Origin of the sequence: Maridesulfovibrio sp. FT414, assembly GCF_050916235.1 — a bacterium.
Taxonomy (GTDB): Bacteria; Desulfobacterota; Desulfovibrionia; order Desulfovibrionales; family Desulfovibrionaceae; genus Maridesulfovibrio.
Genome location: NZ_CP104854.1, coordinates 1974849 through 1991965 on the forward strand (window position 1 = coordinate 1974849; position 17117 = coordinate 1991965).

General features: G+C 51.0%; 15 protein-coding genes. 8 read left to right on the top strand and 7 right to left on the bottom strand.

Annotated features, from left to right (window positions below; translation table 11 throughout):
- Window positions 1-347: 347 nt before the first annotated feature.
- From N7E73_RS08785 to N7E73_RS08795, 3 genes are read right to left on the bottom strand one after another with little or no spacing between them, the layout of a single operon-like run.
- Window positions 348-1229 carry a cell division protein FtsX gene (locus N7E73_RS08785; protein ID WP_432738685.1) on the bottom strand — a complete coding sequence of 294 codons (882 nt, stop codon included), beginning with the start codon at window positions 1227-1229 and terminating at the stop codon, window positions 348-350.
- Window positions 1223-1912 (bottom strand): cell division ATP-binding protein FtsE, encoded by a 690-nt coding sequence (gene ftsE / locus N7E73_RS08790; RefSeq protein WP_432738687.1) that lies wholly within the window; start codon window positions 1910-1912, stop codon window positions 1223-1225. Before ftsE ends, N7E73_RS08785 begins: the two co-directional genes overlap by 7 nt.
- Before the next feature lie 20 nt (window positions 1913-1932).
- Complete coding sequence (locus N7E73_RS08795) at window positions 1933-2286, bottom strand: hypothetical protein (RefSeq protein WP_432738688.1); 354 nt, start codon at window positions 2284-2286, stop codon at window positions 1933-1935.
- Window positions 2287-2619: 333 nt separating this feature from the next.
- On the opposite strand from N7E73_RS08795, the gene N7E73_RS08800 reads away from it, so the two are divergent.
- The 5 genes from N7E73_RS08800 (at window position 2620) to N7E73_RS08820 (ending at window position 9459) form a co-directional block, all read left to right on the top strand.
- On the top strand, window positions 2620-3795 hold the full coding sequence (locus tag N7E73_RS08800; RefSeq protein ID WP_432738689.1) for a pyridoxal phosphate-dependent aminotransferase: 1176 nt from the start codon (window positions 2620-2622) through the stop codon (window positions 3793-3795).
- 97 nt (window positions 3796-3892) lie between these two features.
- On the top strand, window positions 3893-5236 hold the full coding sequence (locus tag N7E73_RS08805; protein WP_432738690.1) for a glucose-6-phosphate isomerase: 1344 nt from the start codon (window positions 3893-3895) through the stop codon (window positions 5234-5236).
- A 345-nt stretch (window positions 5237-5581) separates the two neighbouring features.
- Window positions 5582-5737, top strand: a complete 156-nt coding sequence (locus tag N7E73_RS08810; protein WP_432738691.1) for a hypothetical protein — start codon at window positions 5582-5584, stop codon at window positions 5735-5737.
- A 1223-nt stretch (window positions 5738-6960) separates the two neighbouring features.
- Window positions 6961-7911 carry a hypothetical protein gene (locus tag N7E73_RS08815; protein WP_432738692.1) on the top strand — a complete coding sequence of 317 codons (951 nt, stop codon included), beginning with the start codon at window positions 6961-6963 and terminating at the stop codon, window positions 7909-7911.
- A 204-nt stretch (window positions 7912-8115) separates the two neighbouring features.
- Window positions 8116-9459, top strand: coding sequence for a glutamine synthetase family protein (locus tag N7E73_RS08820; RefSeq protein WP_432738693.1), 1344 nt, complete (start codon window positions 8116-8118; stop codon window positions 9457-9459).
- A 188-nt stretch (window positions 9460-9647) separates the two neighbouring features.
- Here N7E73_RS08820 and N7E73_RS08825 read toward each other — a convergent pair whose 3' ends face one another.
- The 4 genes from N7E73_RS08825 to cbiQ form a co-directional block, all read right to left on the bottom strand.
- Window positions 9648-9983, bottom strand: coding sequence for a restriction endonuclease (locus N7E73_RS08825; protein WP_432738694.1), 336 nt, complete (start codon window positions 9981-9983; stop codon window positions 9648-9650).
- 152 nt (window positions 9984-10135) lie between these two features.
- Window positions 10136-10531, bottom strand: a complete 396-nt coding sequence (locus tag N7E73_RS08830; protein ID WP_432738695.1) for a 3D domain-containing protein — start codon at window positions 10529-10531, stop codon at window positions 10136-10138.
- 22 nt (window positions 10532-10553) lie between these two features.
- Complete coding sequence (locus tag N7E73_RS08835; protein WP_432738696.1) at window positions 10554-11255, bottom strand: energy-coupling factor ABC transporter ATP-binding protein; 702 nt, start codon at window positions 11253-11255, stop codon at window positions 10554-10556.
- Complete coding sequence (gene cbiQ, locus N7E73_RS08840; RefSeq protein WP_432738697.1) at window positions 11252-12025, bottom strand: cobalt ECF transporter T component CbiQ; 774 nt, start codon at window positions 12023-12025, stop codon at window positions 11252-11254. The genes N7E73_RS08835 and cbiQ overlap by 4 nt, the downstream gene beginning before the upstream one ends.
- 266 nt (window positions 12026-12291) lie before the next feature.
- On the opposite strand from cbiQ, the gene N7E73_RS08845 reads away from it, so the two are divergent.
- From N7E73_RS08845 to N7E73_RS08855, 3 genes are all read left to right on the top strand, one after another.
- The gene (locus N7E73_RS08845) at window positions 12292-12972 is read left to right on the top strand and encodes a class I SAM-dependent methyltransferase (protein WP_432738698.1); all 681 of its coding nucleotides are present in this window, start codon (window positions 12292-12294) and stop codon (window positions 12970-12972) included.
- 61 nt (window positions 12973-13033) lie between these two features.
- Window positions 13034-13558, top strand: a complete 525-nt coding sequence (locus N7E73_RS08850) for a shikimate kinase (RefSeq protein ID WP_432738699.1) — start codon at window positions 13034-13036, stop codon at window positions 13556-13558.
- 353 nt (window positions 13559-13911) lie between these two features.
- Window positions 13912-17076, top strand: a complete 3165-nt coding sequence (locus tag N7E73_RS08855; protein ID WP_432738700.1) for an efflux RND transporter permease subunit — start codon at window positions 13912-13914, stop codon at window positions 17074-17076.
- Window positions 17077-17117 lie beyond the last annotated feature (41 nt).

The following is a 17117-nucleotide window of genomic DNA, read 5'->3' on the forward strand; positions in this document are numbered from 1 at the left end:
GTTCGCTATGTGAACTGGCAAAACGTCATTGGGAAAAGAACAAAATTTTCATCACACACAGCTAACGGCTAGTGGACCTTTGGAATTCCTGTTTGTTTAGGTAATTGCATGTGATTCTGCCGCAGAAAACCACTGTTTTGCTGAGCGGCGATACGACCGTATCGGGAAAAGGAGTTGGAGCCTGAATATGTTTTCAGGCCATTACCGCTATGCATGTTAATTTTGCGTCTACTGACTTTCAAAGATAGTCCGCTTTTCCGGGCGGAAAGCTTTGTCTCGAGTCTCAGGCATACTGGAAGCGGCAACTGTCTGTTCCTTATGCTCCTGCCCAGCCTGATGGTTGCCGGCTAATGCTTAACAGCCACGAAGCTGCTCAGCATTCCTATGAGAGTGACGGTTCCCAGCAGGATAGCGCACTGTTCCGGTGGAAGGAAGTGTATCTTCATGAACAGCGGCGGAAAATTCAGGATCTCGGAAAAGAGCTGCTGGGCTCCGTAGAGGATGCCGAGAGCAATTGAGCTTCCAAAGAACCCCAGCAGGGCTCCTCCGGTAAGCAGTGGCAGCCTGATGAACCACTGTTTTGCTCCGACGAGATATAGAATTTCGATTTCGTCGTGACGGGTCATCAGGGAAAGGCGCATTGTATTGCCGACCACAAGGGCAACCACGAAACCGAGAAAACCGATTACGGGCCACACAATGGACTGGGTCAGGTTGATCCAGCCTCTGGCAAGGTCGATCTGCAGGGGATTGTAATGAACCTTGTCCACAAAGGGAAGCCCTTTTAATTCCCGCAGAAGATTTGCTGCCCAGCGATCATTTTTTACCCCGGGCTCTATGGAAAAAGAAAGCAGTGCGGTTGGCGGCAGGGGGTTGTTCTGTTCACCAAGCCATGAAAAATCATCGGAATCACTCAACGCATCGGAAAGCTGCTTGAGTGCGTTGTCCGGCGTAAAGGTGCGGATGTCCTTGAGGCCGTCTATTGTTTCAAGATCCGCCCATTGCTTTTCGACGTCGGCAAGCGGAGCTCCGGACTGCCAGAAAATCTGGATCTCGACCTGCCCTTTTGATTTGAGCAGCTCCTGATTCACATTGTGCAGGGTAATCATGAACAGTCCTGCCAGCAGGGAAACCATGGTTACGGCAATGAGGGTGAATATGTTCGCCAAGGGATGAAGCCCCAGATCCCGGATGCCGCGCCCGATCAGTCTGAAGAATAGAGCTAGCATGGGCAGCACTCCTCAAGCAGATGGGCCGGGGGATCGCAGAGCTGGCCGTCTTCAAGGTGGATTATCCTTGCATCAGGGACAGTGCGCAGTATCTCTCGGCTGTGTGTTGCCATCACCACAGTTGTTCCGTGGGTGTTGAACTGCTTGAAGACTTCCATAAGATGTAGGGATAGTTCAAAATCGAGGTTCCCGGTGGGTTCGTCGGCAAGGATGAGCTTGGGGTTTACCACCATGGCCCTTGCGATAGCCACCCGCTGCTGTTCGCCCCCTGAAAGCTGGCGGCACTTGGTGTAGCTTTTGTTCTCAAGCCCCAAAGCCCTGATGATGGCCCGGACCCTTTTGTCGACTGTGGATTTCGGCATGCTGCGTACGGTAAGGGCCAGCGCCACGTTTTCGTATACGGAACGGTTCGGCAGGATTTTGAAATCCTGAAAGACCACGCCGAGCTCGCGGCGCAGCATGGGAATCTGGCCTCGCTTCATATCGTGCAGATCAAAGCCCGCAACAGTGGCCTGACCGCGTTTAAGCGGAAGGGCTCCGTACAGGAGGCGCATCAGTGTTGTTTTTCCCGCTCCGGAGTGGCCGGTCAGGAAAATAAATTCGCCCTTGCCTATGTGCAGGGATACATCTTTCAGAGCCCAGTTGGGCCCGAAGCTGTGGGAAAGCCGGTTCAGCCGGATCATTCAAGCACCCGTGAGCGGAATTAGAATTTCACGTCGAGGGTCTGGCCGTCGGAGATGGAGCATTTTCCTGTGCCGCCGCCCTCGAAACCCTTGGCGGAATCATTGAGAGAGAAAGTGCATTGCATGCTGACGCCGTTGGCATCAAAAAGTGTAACGCTCTTTTGGCCGTATTTCATTTCTCCGCTGAATACGGTTTCATCAGGCATCTGCGCTCTGACAGTATATTTTCTGAGGCCGCGGATATCAGCCGCCACCATCTGGGCCGGTCCGAGAGTGTCACCTTCGCCGGAAACCAGTTCGCCGTTCATGGTGACCGGTGCGCAGGCGGCAAAGCCGAGCAGCATCACGGATATTATAAGGAATCTGTAGATCATTGTTGTTCTCCTTGCCTGAGTTTGTAGCAGGGCCGGGCTGCTTTTGCAAAAAACATTATCATTTCCCAGTCCGTCATATCCGCTTTTTGACAAGCGCTGTTAAAAGGATAGGGAAAATTTCTTACAGACCATAGAAATATTTACCTCTGGACTGTTTTCATTTAAGTTCCGCTGTAAAGCATGGACCGGATTCATTCCCTGAAAACATCCCGGCAGTTGAGTGCCGTCACAAGATTCAGGCTATAACTGACTGAAATCATATGTTTCGGTATATGCTTGTACATTGTAGGTGGCCCAGGGAGCAACATATAACTCAAGCAGCAGGAAAGAGATATGAAAATTTCTGAAAGACTTATGAGAGCCAAGCCGTCCGCAACTCTGGCAGTCAATGCCAAGGCACAGGAGTTGCGCGCACAGGGTAAGGAAATTGTCAGCCTTGCGGTTGGCGAGCCTGATTTCCCCACTCCGGCACATGTCTGTGAAGCTATGAAGAAAGCCGTCGATGACGGGTTTCACCGCTACACCGCAGTACCCGGCCTTCCGGAACTGCGCAAGGCTGTTGCCGATTATTACGGCAGGTTTTACGGAGCCAAAGCGGCTGCGGAGAACACCATCGTAAGTAATGGCGGCAAGCATTCTCTGTACAACCTGTTCATGGCCCTCATTGATCCGGGCGACGAAGTTCTTATTCCTGCCCCCTACTGGGTCAGCTATCCGGCAATGGTGGAACTGGCCGAAGGTAAGCCGGTAATTGTTCCCACAACAGCCGAGTCAGGATTTCTGGCTGAAATCAAGGATCTCGAAGCAGCCTGCACCAACAGGACCAAACTGCTCATCCTGAACACCCCCTCCAACCCTACCGGTGGGCATTACCCTCAGGCACAACTTGATGAAATAGCCAACTGGGCCAAGTCCAAAGGCATCTTCATTGTTTCCGATGAAGTTTACGACCGCCTCGTCTATGCTCCTGCAGATTACTCCACCCTGGCCAACTTCTGGGAAAAGAATCCTGAAGATGTCGCCATCGTAGGCGCACTTTCCAAGAGCTTTGCCATGACCGGCTGGCGCGTTGGAACAGCTCTTGCCCATCCTGATCTGGTCAAAGCCATGATCAAGATTCAGGGCCAGTCCACCTCCAACGTCAACACCATGGCCCAGAAGGCAGCACTGGCTGCTTTTGAAGGTCCATGGGATCTCATTGACGAAATGAAGGTGGCCTTCCAGAGACGTCGCGACCTGGCATATGACATTATTACTTCCTGGCCCGGAGCAATCTGCGCCAAACCGGACGGAGCTTTCTACCTCTTCCCGGTTCTGGACGCCTTCTACACCGAGGAAACCCCTGATTCCGCTTCCATGTGCACCAAAATACTGGAAGAAGCCGGCGTTGCCCTCGTACCAGGTTCCGCCTTCGGCGATGACCGCTGCATCCGCTTCTCCTATGCCGTTGACGATGAAGTTCTCAAAACTTCACTGAATAAAATCGGTAATGTGTTGATGAACAAATAAAAATTACGTAAAGATAGTCATATTTGAGAGACTGCAATTCCCCTTCCGGTTCTCTGCCGGAAGGGGATATAACACCATAAATATATGGAGATCGAATATGGCTGCCAATGTTCTTGACTGGACCGACAGTTGGTTTGAAAAGCTTGATTCAGAATCCAAGGCGGATTCCGCGGGCAGTATCGCCGCCCGTTTCAGCGGTGAAGTGGCCGCTGGTAAACTGCCCTTCTGCTCCATGCCGTTCATGGCCGAGCTGCTTCATGAGCTGGACGGTCTTGAGGATTACGTAAAAAGTTTCGATCATATGCTTCTGCTGGGTATCGGCGGGTCCGCACTTGGTGCCCGGGCCTTGCAGAAGGCTTTCTTCCCACAGCAGGATCAGCCCTGCCACAATGGGCCATGGCTCTGGATCGCGGACAATGTCTGCGCCAAGACCCTAGATGCCTACCTTGAAAAACTCCCTCTTGGTAAAACTCTGGTCGCTGTTGTTTCCAAATCCGGAGGCACCATTGAAACCATCAGCCAGTATTTTCTCGTCCGTGAGAAAATGCAGGAAGCCCTTGGCAACAGATGGAACCGGAACACAATTTTCATTACCGACAAGGAAAAAGGTTTTCTGCGGGAACAGGCGGATGAACTCAATATCCGCACTCTGGAAGTTCCCGACAACCTCGGCGGGCGATATTCTGTGCTGTCTGCTGTAGGTCTTCTTCCGGCCATGTTTCTCGGGATAGACTACCGCGCACTTGTGGAAGGTGCTGCGGCTGTCCTTTCCCCGCTCGCATCATCCAATCTGAATGCCGATTCCCTGCGCAACCATCCGTCATTCAAGCTGGCCTGTTGGGGATCAACCCTCATGGACAAAGGCTATAACGAGCTGATCTTCTTTTCCTATGTCCCGCAGTGGGCCTGTTTCGGGCAGTGGTTTGCTCAGCTCTGGGCCGAAAGCCTCGGTAAGGAAGGCAAGGGAAGCCAGCCTATTCCGGCTGTCGGTGCTACGGACCAACATTCGGTGAACCAGATGTTTCTGGATGGTCCGCGCAACAAGGGCTGCCTGTTCCTGACCTGCCCATCACTGCCGCAGGGAATGCCTTTCCCGGACGCGCTCCCGGAAAAATTCTCCTATCTCAAGGGGCAGAATTTCGGTGAGCTGATTCACGCGGAAGGACTGGGCACAAAAATGGCTCTTTCTGCCAACAAAGTACCGCTGGTCGAGATGAAGATGGTTTCTGATAACGAAGAAGCCGCAGGAAGACTCATGGGGCTGTTGATGGCGGCCACAATCTTCACCGGCTGGCTCATGGAGATTAACCCCATAGATCAGCCTGCAGTTGAAATGGGCAAGTTGCTTGCCAAGGCTAAGCTCGGTGCTTCAGGGCTTGAAAGGGAGAAGGAAAGCCTGAGCAGCTTCTTGAGCACCAAACGGGAAGTTCAGGATTTCTAGCAATTCTTTAAAATAGCGCTGATGCCTCCGTAAGGTCTCTTTGGAACTTTCGGGGGCTTCTTTTTTTCGGATCTGGGATGGCTTAATGCTGTTGAATGGATTCCGTTGTGGAATTGCCGGAGCGGGATAATACAGGAATTGCTTTTCCTGCCTGCCTTTACTACAGATTGTCCCTGGGCAGTTCAATCGGGACACTCTGATCTGACTGATCTGATCGTAACCGACAGGTGCGGCGTGCTTTGGATTTCAGGCCTGAAAAGCCTGCCCCCGGATGTCCATGCAAAGCTCAATGAAGGGCGCTGAAGTGCAACAACCTAAAGTCCAGACCGGTCTGCAAGGGAACTGATGTTTAAGCTACTAGTTTTCATTTCCATCCTGATTATGATTTTCGGTTACCGTAAGAGGCAGAAAGCCAGAGGCGGTATAGATATTAACACCATTCTGCTGGCGGCACTGGTTGTCCTTTTTCTGATTTCGCTCCTTACCAGATTTCAAAATTGATATTTACCAATGCTTTTATGGTTATCGATAGTTGTTCGATAATCAAAAGGGAGGCCTCAAATTAATGCCTTGAAATGGGCCCTCGGAGATCATGGTTGCCTCAAACGGCCTCCTCGCTGAAGAGCACAAAGATATAGGGGGACTATTCTGACAAGCAGCAATTACATAGCAGTCCGGTTGATTTTCCTGGAAATGGTTTCTGGCTGTTCCTCGCTCCTGAGCACATAGTGTTGTTTTATAAGGGGGCGTTTGCGTATGATCCATTTAGATGAGTTGATCTGGATGAGTTGTGTGGAAATTTGAAAGTGTCAGCCATGCCTCTCATGTTATGTTAGATGATAGGTAGGTTAGCAGCGCTTATTTCAGCTCTCTAAAAGACGTATTTGATTTACGATAAGCGGTATAATAGTGAGTGCTGTCGGGATGGATGGTTCCCACTCCGAATCCGTTTTTCAGCAGAATCGGGTTGATTTATGCTATAGCGCCGGGTAATGTTACATTTCGCTGGCTGGCACGACTCCACTCGTTGTCAGCTGTGGTCCGTATATGACCTCTGTTTTGAAGCGACAGCCGTCTTGAGACGGCTGTCGCTTCTGTCTTTTTTAGTTGGCTTTCCCCCTTAGCCGAACAAATGTTGTTTCCAGCGGACTGTTGAGCTGATTTGGATCTGGTCAGTTGATTTTGTCGTCGGGCAAGGGGGCCAAGGCATTTCTTTTTTTCATGTCCGTAAGACTCGAGGCAAAGCTCCTCGCCTATCGGCTAGTGGGGATTTGGAATTTCTTCAGGTTGTTGCTTTAATGAAACTCCTCATGAGGTTGTTATTTGCGCAGCTAAGACAATAATCATTTTTCATAGCCTTTCATGCAGCTGTAAGCATAGATATGTTCAAATTAAGCTTTGTATTGTTATATTATTATTGACTTACCTGTCTTAAAAAGTTATCGATAAGTCAGTTGAAATATACGTCTATTTTTTGCGCATTCTGTCGCTGACGATCTTAACTCCTTCAGGTCTCAGTTGTAAGAAGAATGCGGTCTTGGGCGGAGCCGGATAGGAGAGATAATTGCTTCCTGTTTTGAGGGTACCCGGTTTCAAAATCGAGAGCCTGTTTTTCTGGCTCCGGCCCGCCCAGCCCCTTTGCATCATCTTTTGTCTCTTGCCGATGATCGTTTTTGGGGGCTGAAGCTTCCCGTAACCATATCAAACCAGGAACTGGAATCTATATGAGCGCAGACACTTTCACTCACAAAGACCTTTCTGATATTACCGGCGTGTCTGTCACCACGGTCAAAAGTTACCGCAAAAAATTCCCCGAATTCTTTTTTATCTCCGGTCACGGCAAGCCCCTCCGGTTCCGCAAAGGTACAGACAAGCTTTGCCTCCGTATTCGCGATCTTTTTGAGAACAACTTCTCTGTTAAGCAGATTCGTGAAAAACTTTTGATTGAATTTGAGTCTGTTAAGGAAAATCGTCAGCTATCGGAAAGTAAAAGCGATGCCGGTATACCCTGCGATGAATTTGAAAAGCTGGCCCGCACCACCACTCAGATGATGAACGGCCTTGCCGCACTGGTCACAGCTCAGGCCCGGGCAGAGCAACGGCTTGCGCGGATGGAAAAATCCCTGAAGGAACTGCTGGAGAGTCAGAACAGCAGTGTGCCCGGCAGCGGGGAGCTGCTTGCCGAAATTCGTGCCGCTATTTCGGAGCTCGGCGGTCTTCCGCAGCCCGAAAGGGTTACGGCCAAGAAAGTGGTTACCATCAAGAGAGAAAATGGCGATTCCGATTCCTATGCTTTTGAATCAGACCGAACCCAAGTGGACCCGGAAAAGGAATTCATGGATCTTCCGGTGGTTATCCGCTCAGAGAACGACGAATTTCTGGGTATGCCCGGCAAGCCCGGACATCCTTTCACCCTTGATGAGCTGATTTATCTGGTCACGGTAAGAAAAGAGAATAATGCGTCCAAGGTATGGCGCAGGGAAGGCCGTGACTGGGTTCTCTCCTTCAAATCGCCCGAAGGCCCCCTGCACGAACTGTATTTTCAGCGAACAAGAACACCAAAAGGAAATATAGTTTCCTTTTTTAGGCGGTTGGATATTAATTCCGAACCGCAGAGTCCCGCATTTATCCTCACTTATTTTCGCGAGGTCCGCGATCTTATAGAGCACCAATAGAGATTACTTCCCGGAATTTTAGCTGATATGGTTTGCATACAATGAGCGTATTCAGCTATGATCGGGTAGTTTTCGGCTTGAATTCATATTTTTCCAAGTAATCACCTACTGTTGTAATTGCCATTAAGGCCGGGCTACTTTCTGGTTTAGTTTGCTCGGCATAACAAACTTAAATTATCTACATAGTTTAAGGAGGGAAAACCCGTGACTGCGCCAATTTTTAACTGCAAGAATGCCGACGATGTTCTGAAAGCTGTCCGCGACTACAATATCAGTTTCGTTCAGTTCTGGTTTGTAGACATTCTGGGGACATTAAAAAGCTTCCAGATTACCCCCAAGGAACTTGAAGCCTCTTTTGAGGAAGGTATGGGGTTTGACGGTTCTTCCATTCTGGGATTCACCAGAATTGAAGAGTCCGACATGATCGCCATCCCTGATCCTACCACCTTTCAGCTCTGCTCATGGCGTCCTACCGAACGTCCTGTAGCCCGCATGTTCTGTGACATTCAGAACCCCGACGGAACCCCTTACGAGGGCGACAGCCGCTGGGTGCTCAAAAGGACTCTCGATAAGGCCGCAGAACGCGGTTATACCTACTACGTAGGGCCCGAGCTTGAATTTTTCCTCTTTCAGGATGCCAAGGGGACCAAGATCATTGACCGCGGCGGCTATTTTGATGCTCCTCCCCTTGATCTTGGTAACGATGTGCGCCGTGACATCATCTTCTCGCTTGAGCAGATGGGCTATGATGTCGAATACAGCCACCACGAAGTGGCACCCAGTCAGCACGAAATCGACCTGCGTTATGCCGAAGGCATGAAAATGGCCGATACCGCCATGACCTACCGGGTCATCGTTAAGGAAGTTGCCCGCAAACACGGCATTTATGCCACCTTCATGCCCAAGCCCATTTTCGGTGAGAACGGCTCCGGCATGCATGTGCATCAGTCCCTGTTCAAAAACGGACGCAATGTCTTCTTTGATGCCAACGACGAATACCATCTCAGCGCGGAGGGAAAGAGCTACATTGCCGGCATACTCAAGCACGCACCGGAAATGACCTGCGTCACCAACCAGTGGGTCAACTCCTACAAGCGTCTGGTGCCCGGTTACGAGGCTCCGGTTTATGTATCATGGGCCCGCAAGAACCGCTCCACCCTCGTTCGTGTGCCCATGTACAAGCCCGGAAAGGAAAATGCCACCAGAATGGAACTGCGTTGCCCAGACCCGGCCGCCAACCCTTACCTCTGCTTTGCGGTAATGCTTGCAGCAGGTCTCAAGGGAATTGACGAAAACTACAAGCTTCCTGCTCCCATTGAGGAAAACGTATTCGCAATGGATGCACCGACACTTTCGGAACACGGTATTACCGCTCTCCCCGGCAACCTCTATGAAGCCGCCGTGGAAATGAAGAACAGTGAATTGATCCGTGAATGCCTCGGTGATCATATTCATTCCAATCTTTACATGAACAAGATCAAGGAATGGGATCATTACAGAACTCAGGTAACCGAGTACGAAATCTCCACTTACCTGCCTGTTCTTTAGCCAATGTATACCTTCGGCGATCCTGCCGGAGGATGTACTTTTGTTAAGGCGTCGCTGCGGCACACGACAATTGTCATTGCACAGAGCAGCAACAGGAATGCTTATTCTGAGTTGAATTGATCCGAAAAAAAAAGGTGTAGGTTCCAGCGGAACTTACACCTTTTGTTTTATTTAAATCTGAAAGATTTTTACAGGCCCGGAAGCATAAACTGGCTTTTCTCCGCCTGTCTCTTTCTGCGATTCTTCATGGTTCTGGGGTGAATACCGAATCTGTAGCGGCGCAGCACACATTCTTTTTCCTTGCAGTCTCTGATTGCCTGTCTGTCTCCGACAGTGCAGGCCAGGCAGTGTTTGCGGATGGCTCTTATACATGCCCGGGGCGTTTCATCGGTCTTAGGTCCGCGCAGGCTGTACAGGGAGCAGTGCTCATCCTTGCATTCCCGGACAAGCTGCGGGCTGCCGCCCATACACCACAGGCAGTACGCCCTGATCGACTGGTGAGGGTTTCTTTTGCGTTCGTTCAAAATAGTCTCCGTATATCCGCAACCGGTATGATTAGCTGTTTCCGGAACACAGTCGGAAGCAGCAGACGTCGCGAAGGCACATCCTTACGTAAAACACCCGCAAAAAGAAAGAACCTATTTTGCTTTTGAAAGCATGTTCGTTAAAAGAACCGTCAATTCTCAGCAATATCAAAGGTTATGGTTACTTCGCGCTTGCCCCAATCCTGTGCCGCCTGAGTATCAAGGCCCATGTAGATGTCGATCTTGTCGGTCCAGCGTTTGTTCATTTTGTCTTTTACGACATACTCTCCATCAAGCCCCTCTATTTTGACTCTGGTGTTGTGGGTGAGGCCTTTGGCAATGAGATCCCGCGAGACTGCAATGGCTTTCATGCCTGGTTTGAGCTCATCGCCCCATGCCCCTAAGAACGGATGATTGGAAGTCTGGTCCTTCTGGGAGGTGTAGGCTGTGGCATGAACCTGCATGCTTACCTGTTTTTCATTGCCGTCACATGCGGTTATAAGCAGTGCGGTTGCCATGATCAGTAAAAAATAACGGAATCCAGTCATGGAAATCTCCCTGGTACGAGGTTTACAATTTGCAGTGGGTGAAATCCTGCCGGGACTTGAAAGCAGAAGCACCCTCGTGAAGGGTTCGGTCGTGGCACGAATATTCTCTGACAGTAACCCTTTTGAGAAACTCAAGGTCATGAGACACCACCAGCATGGCAACGTCAAGTGAACCGAGAATTTCAACCAAGCGCTCTCTCATGGACGGATCAAGGTCATTGGTCGGTTCATCCAGCACCAGTGCTTCCGGTTGCATGGCCATTACTGTTGCCAGCGAGACCAGTTTTTTCTCTCCCCCGGAAAGGCGGTAGGAGACTCTCTCTTCATACCCGGAAAGGCCGAGTGTGCAAAGGGTGTATTCGGCAATTCGTCTGGCCTCATCCGGGGATTTGCCCAGATTCAGCGGGCCGAAAGCCACATCCTCGATCACCGTGGGACAGAAGAGCTGGTCATCGGCCTGCTGGAACAGCAGCCCCACTCCCCTGCGGAGTTGCCGGAAATCCTTTTCCGTGCGCATTTCAGCACCCTTGTACAGAACCTGTCCGGATGAAGGGCGCAGCAACCCCATGATGATGTGCAGCAGGGTGGTCTTTCCCGATCCGTTGTGCCCGGTCAGGGCGATTTTATCGCCTTTGTTCAGTTCAAAGTTAACTCCGGTCAGAACTTCGGTGCCGCCCGGATAGGAGAAACTTATATCGTGAAGGGAAAAAATGGCTGAACTCAACGGAAAACCTCTACTCTGTTTAACTCAAGAAAAATAAAACCGGCAGCGCTGAGAGTACTCATTGCCAGCAGAAACAGGTCTTGCTTGCAGAAGCTGTAGGTATTCAGGGAATGAAAAATGCCGGTGAATCCGCGGCAGAGCATGGCCTGCCAGACCCGCTGTGCCCGGTCCATGCTGCGAACCAGCAGCATGCCCAGAAGCCATGCGTATGTTTTGTATGTCCGCAGACTGGTGCCGGGCGCAAATCCGCGCATGACGGCTGCCCGGTGCATCTTGGAGAATTCAATGCGCATCACATGCACATACCGCCAGGTGAAAAGAAAAAGACGGCAGAACTTTTCCGGCAGTTTGAGGGTCTGCATTCCAGCTCCTATCAGCTGGACCGGCATGGTTGAAAGAAGAGCCGTTGCCGCCAGTACGACCCCGTTGGATTTAAGGGTGATAATGGCGGTGTAGATGATGCCTTCAAGGGTAGCGGTAAAAGGGCCTATTGATAGGACCGGGGCTCCGGAACGGGAAAATGGCAGGAATATCCAGAGAAAAAAAATGAACGCATTGACCACCAGAAGACGGCGCATTAACGGGAAGAAGGGAAGTCTGGCCGCAGCGGCGAAAAAGATTCCGCCGAACAGGACTGAGGTTGCGGCAGTCAGGTCCGTTGCCAGTGCACCGCACAGGGAATAAATAAAGGCACAGCCGATCCTCACGCCGGGATGGGCTGCATGGATAAAAGAGTTTCCTGTGGCAAAAGGCTCGGTTATCTGCTGCAAAAGCTTCTCCTGATTCGCACAAGGGAGTAGCACGCATACTAAAACCATGCAATCCGAATCCCTTTCTTGAGTTGGACGGGCAATGCAGTTATATCCAGTTGCGGTAATCGGAATCGGTCCTGCCATGAAATGATTTCTCTTCAGGAGTCTTCCATGGTGCAGCGGGAAGGCCTGTTTAATGGCTTGCACAGCCCGAAGGACGAGTGTTTACGGACAGGCTGACTGAATCCCTGTGCTAATTTTCAACCCGAGCGGAGCTGATTAGGATGAGCAGAAATGCTGAGCTTAAAATGATTGTTGAGGAAGTCGGCACGGAGCTGATCTGGCGCCCTCTCTACGACTTTGAAAACCATTCCCTTGCAGGGGGCGTTGGGCACGATATAGACGGTATTGATCCAGAATTCACGGACCTTGATTTCAGGGGTAAAAGTGTTTGCGATCTGGGATGCAATCTCGGTCATTTCACCTTTCACGCCCGCCGCAACGGAGCCCGGGAAGTCGTGGGTTACGACATGGAACCGAAGGTCATTGCCGGAGCACGGAAACTGGCGGATCTTTATGGGATAGACGGGGTCGACTTCAAGGTCTGCAACTTTGCATATGAAGAGCCGGAGCGGACCTACGATATGGGAATGCTCATTGATATACTGGGCAAAATCAACATTGCTCAGGGACATCTTGTAACTATCCTCAGGGGGCTTGAAAAGCGTTCTGACTCTGAAATGCTGCTCACCTTCAGGCCGGTATATTTTGTTGAAAGACACCTGAAAATGGATGAATCCCGCTTCCTTGAACTGTACCCTCAGGCCCGAATCGAAAACGGGCTGTTCAGCCTGCTTGATTTCGTGCAGGACCTGTTCGCAGAAAACTGGGACATGACCTATCTTTCAAAAGAGCTGCCCGATGATGAGCAATACAAACGGACGGTCTTTTTTGTCCGCAAATGATCTTGCGGCCGCCGGGGCAAGTGATTAAATCCATTGCCACCAGAACAGACAAGGAGTTTCCATGCAGAAGAAGCAGGTTGATTTCGTTGATATAGAATACCGGGTGGCGGAGCAGGACAAGACCAGTGCCTACGTACACGGTATGGCCAAGGATATGCTCATCGGCGGGCGCGATTCCGGGAACGTGTTCATTTTCTGCCTTAATGATGAGTTGCGTAAATCCATCGCAGCCAGGGTAGCGGAAAAGCTTGGTCGCGAGTTTGTGGTTGTGAGCCGCAGTGACGGCAACCCCATGATTGAAAAGGTCTCTGCCGGTGAAAACCAGATAGTCAGCCTTCCCCGCGGTGCAGCCAAATCTGAAAAAAATCGCAGAATGCTTAAGGAAAACGGCAAAGTCATCTGCATCATGTCAGATTTTATGACCCTGCTGAGTGCAACTGACGGTTCCGAAGACGCGCGTGAACAGATCTCCATCATGCTCAACCGATTTGAGCCAAGCTTCATGGAGGCTGCCCACCACATCGTCCGTTCGGACCAGAGTGAAGAGGAAATTCTTCTGGATACCCTCGAAAAAATTTCAATTTAGTCCAGTTGAAAGTTTTCGACTGCCCGGCAGGTTCCTGTTGAATCTGCCGGGCTTTTTGGTTCACACCCCGCAAGCAGCGCATAAGCTGCATTTTAGCCATCCTGTTTTTGGCATCCTTGCATTTTTAATCAAAATCCCTGCCGCCCCTTTACATCTTTTTGATACGCCGCTAACAGTGAACGCTGTTCACGGACTGTGCTTTGTCGCATCCGAATAATTAACATTCTTTTCACGTTTATTTCATTACCCGGAAACAGTTGAAGGCATAAATCCTTCCAGCACTCTGCAAAGAATATTCAGCCAGTGCCGAAGTTTCCACAATCAAGAACTCACTTGGCCGTCGGAGGCAATCAATGAAAGGACTGCTGCGTTTTACATTGAAGCAGACGGTTTTCATCAACATAATTTTCATTCTGCTGATGGTTGTCGGCGTATTCAGCATGGCCGACCTTCCGGTGGAGCGTTATCCCAACGTGCACATGGGTAAGGTTATGGTCAGTGGCTTTCTGCCCGGGGCATCTCCTTCCGATGTGGAGGCACTGGTAACCAAGAAGATTGAAGACGCACTGGATGACCTTGAGAACGTCGAGTATATACGTTCAAGGTCGTTCAGAGAGCGGTCCAGCATCATGGTCAAGTTCCTTGATGATACCGACTACGCCAAGGGGTACGACGAACTGCGCTTCCGGGTGCTGTCCATCCAGAACGATCTGCCCCGAACCATGGACCCGCCGACTTTTACGGAAATTAATGTCAGTGAATGGCTTCCGGTAATACGGCTCTGCCTTGTTGGAGACCGCACGAACCGGGCCCTTTCCATGATGGCGGATGAAATAAAGGTGCCGCTGAGAAAGATTCCGGGGGTCAACGAGGTTGAGATCGAAGGTGAGTATACTCGCGAATTTCATGTGAACCTCGACCCGCATAAACTGGTGCGTTTCAAACTGACTTTTGACGACGTGGCCCGGGCCCTTGATAACGCAAACATTTCCATTCCTGCCGGGGACTTTGTTTCCGCTGATGGCGAGTACGTCATTGTTGTTGATGAGCGTTTCCGCACCCGCGAGGAGATCGCCGATACCGTCGTGCGCATGGACGGGGACGGCTCATTCGTCACTGTAGGCGATGTTATGAGTGATGCCCGGGTAGCCTACAGGGACCCGCAGGTCATCACCTCCATAAACGGGCACTCCGCAGTGACCCTCAAGATCGTTAAATCCGTTGACGGAAACGCGGTGACGATTGCCGAGGAAGTGGAGAAAATCGCCGATGCATTCCGTGAGCCGCTTGAAAAGGAAGGAGTGGGGCTGGTCCTGACCAATGACCAGCGGCTGCACATTGACGATGCCATCAATACGCTCGGCATGAACCTGATGGTCGGTATTGTGCTTGTCTTCAGCGTGATCTATCTGGTCATGGGTTTCCGTAACGCCATGCTGACCACCGTCGGCATTCCATTCGCGTTTCTGGTGACCATGATCATAATGAAACTTACCGGTAACTCTCTTAACCAAATAACATTGTTCTCTTTTGTTCTGGTAAGCGGTATCATAGTTGACGATGCGATTGTGGTTGTGGAAAACATTTTCCGTCATGTACAGGAAGGCAAGTCGCTCAAGGAAGCTGTGGTCGACGGAACTGCGGAGGTATTCCTGCCGGTTATTTCGGCAACTGCTACAACGGTTGCAGCCTTCCTGCCCATGCTGATCATGACCGGTTCCACAGGTGAATTTTTTGCGCAGGTGCCCAAAGCTGTCACCTTTGCCCTGGTTGCCTCGCTTATCGAATGTCTGCTGATTCTGCCTCCGCACTTTCTGGACTGGCCCGGAGCCAAAGGCCTTGCCGAGAACAGCGAAAAACACACTCGCGAGCCTGTTTTCATGCGTCCCCTGCGCGACCGGACCGACAGGTTGCTTGCTTTTGTTATGCGTTTCCGGTTCACATCACTGACAGTTGTCTTCGGTGCATTTGTGGTTGCCCTGATGATTCTGGGGGTGTCGCTTTCCGGAACACTGCCGCTCATCAAGATCAAATTTTTCCCGGATGACTATTCCATTTACTACATCGAGCTGGAAGGGCCGGTGGCTACACCTATTGAAGTCACCTCCGACAAGCTTAAAAGACTCTCGGTCTTTGTGGAAAAAATGGGCCCGGGCATGGCCAAGTCAGCCACCGCTTTTGCCGGTTTCTACCTGAACGAGGACTATGAAATGGTCCATGGCAGCAACCTCGGCAACATAGTGGTTGAACTGCCTGCAAAGGAGAAGCAGGTTTTTGCCGATGCGCCGGAAAATGATCCCGGCAGGCATCTTGAATATATGCACAAGGCTCTGGAGCAGTTTGCTGAGGATGGATGGACCTTACGCATCCGCCCTGAAAAGGACGGTCCGCCGACCGGCAAGGACATCAATATACGGATTCTCGGTTCCGATCACGTATCCGTGCAGCGTCTTAGCGCGGCAATTATGAAGTTCATCAAGGAGAACAACGAGCTGGGTCCTCATCTGGTCAACCTCTCTACAGATGACGGAACCCCGAACCGTATTTTCCGCTTTGACCCGATCAAGGAGAGGGTTGCCGAGTACGGGTTGACTCCCAAGCAGGTGGCACTTCTTTCGGGGTCTGTGCTTGACGGTCGTTTTGTCGGTGAATTCCGTCTTTCGGATGAGGATGTGGACCTGCGCCTCAAACTTGATCCGCAATCGCTTAACACCCCTGAAGACGCCCTTTCCGTGCCGGTTCTGGAGCATAATGAAAGTCCGGTGCGTCTGGGAGACATCTGCAGGGTGTCCATTTACATGGAGCCGGGGCAGTTCAACCGGTACATGAGTCAGCGGGCGGTAACCATCACCGCCAACATCAAGCCGGGGTCGCGCCTGTCTTCCCCTGCTGCGGTGAATCGGGTGAAAAAATTCTACGAAAGCGTGCGCAGTTCCTATCCCGGTGCAACAATCAACTTCTCCGGGGAATACGAATCCACCCGCAAGTCCTATACATCCCTTGTATACGCTTTTCTGACCGCTGTTCTGATCATCTACATGATTCTGGCCACCCAGTTTCAGTCCTATGTGCAGCCGGTGATAATTCTTTCAGCGGTGATATTTTCTCTGACCGGGGTAATCCTGGGGACATTTGTTTCCCAGACCATTTTTACGGTCAACAGTTTTATCGCCACGGTTGGTGTGACCGGTGTGGTGGTAAACGATTCCCTTGTGCTGCTCGATTTTATGAACAAGCTCTACAAAGGCGGGATGGACCGCAAGAGGGCCATTCGCGAAGGAGTCCGTATCCGCTTGCGTCCTATTCTGCTCACCACCCTGACCACCACTCTGGGACTGCTGCCCATGGCTGTTGGTTTCCCTTCATATTCGCTGGTCTGGGGGGCCATGGCCTCAACTTTTGTTACCGGGCTCTGCACTGCAACGTTCCTGACCCTGTTCATTATTCCAATTGAATGGGATCTGCTTATGGCTTTTATGGAATGGCGCGACAGGCGGAAGAAGGCTTCAGCCGTTTAAATGTTTTTGCGGTCTGATTCACAGACGGCGGTCAAAAGGTT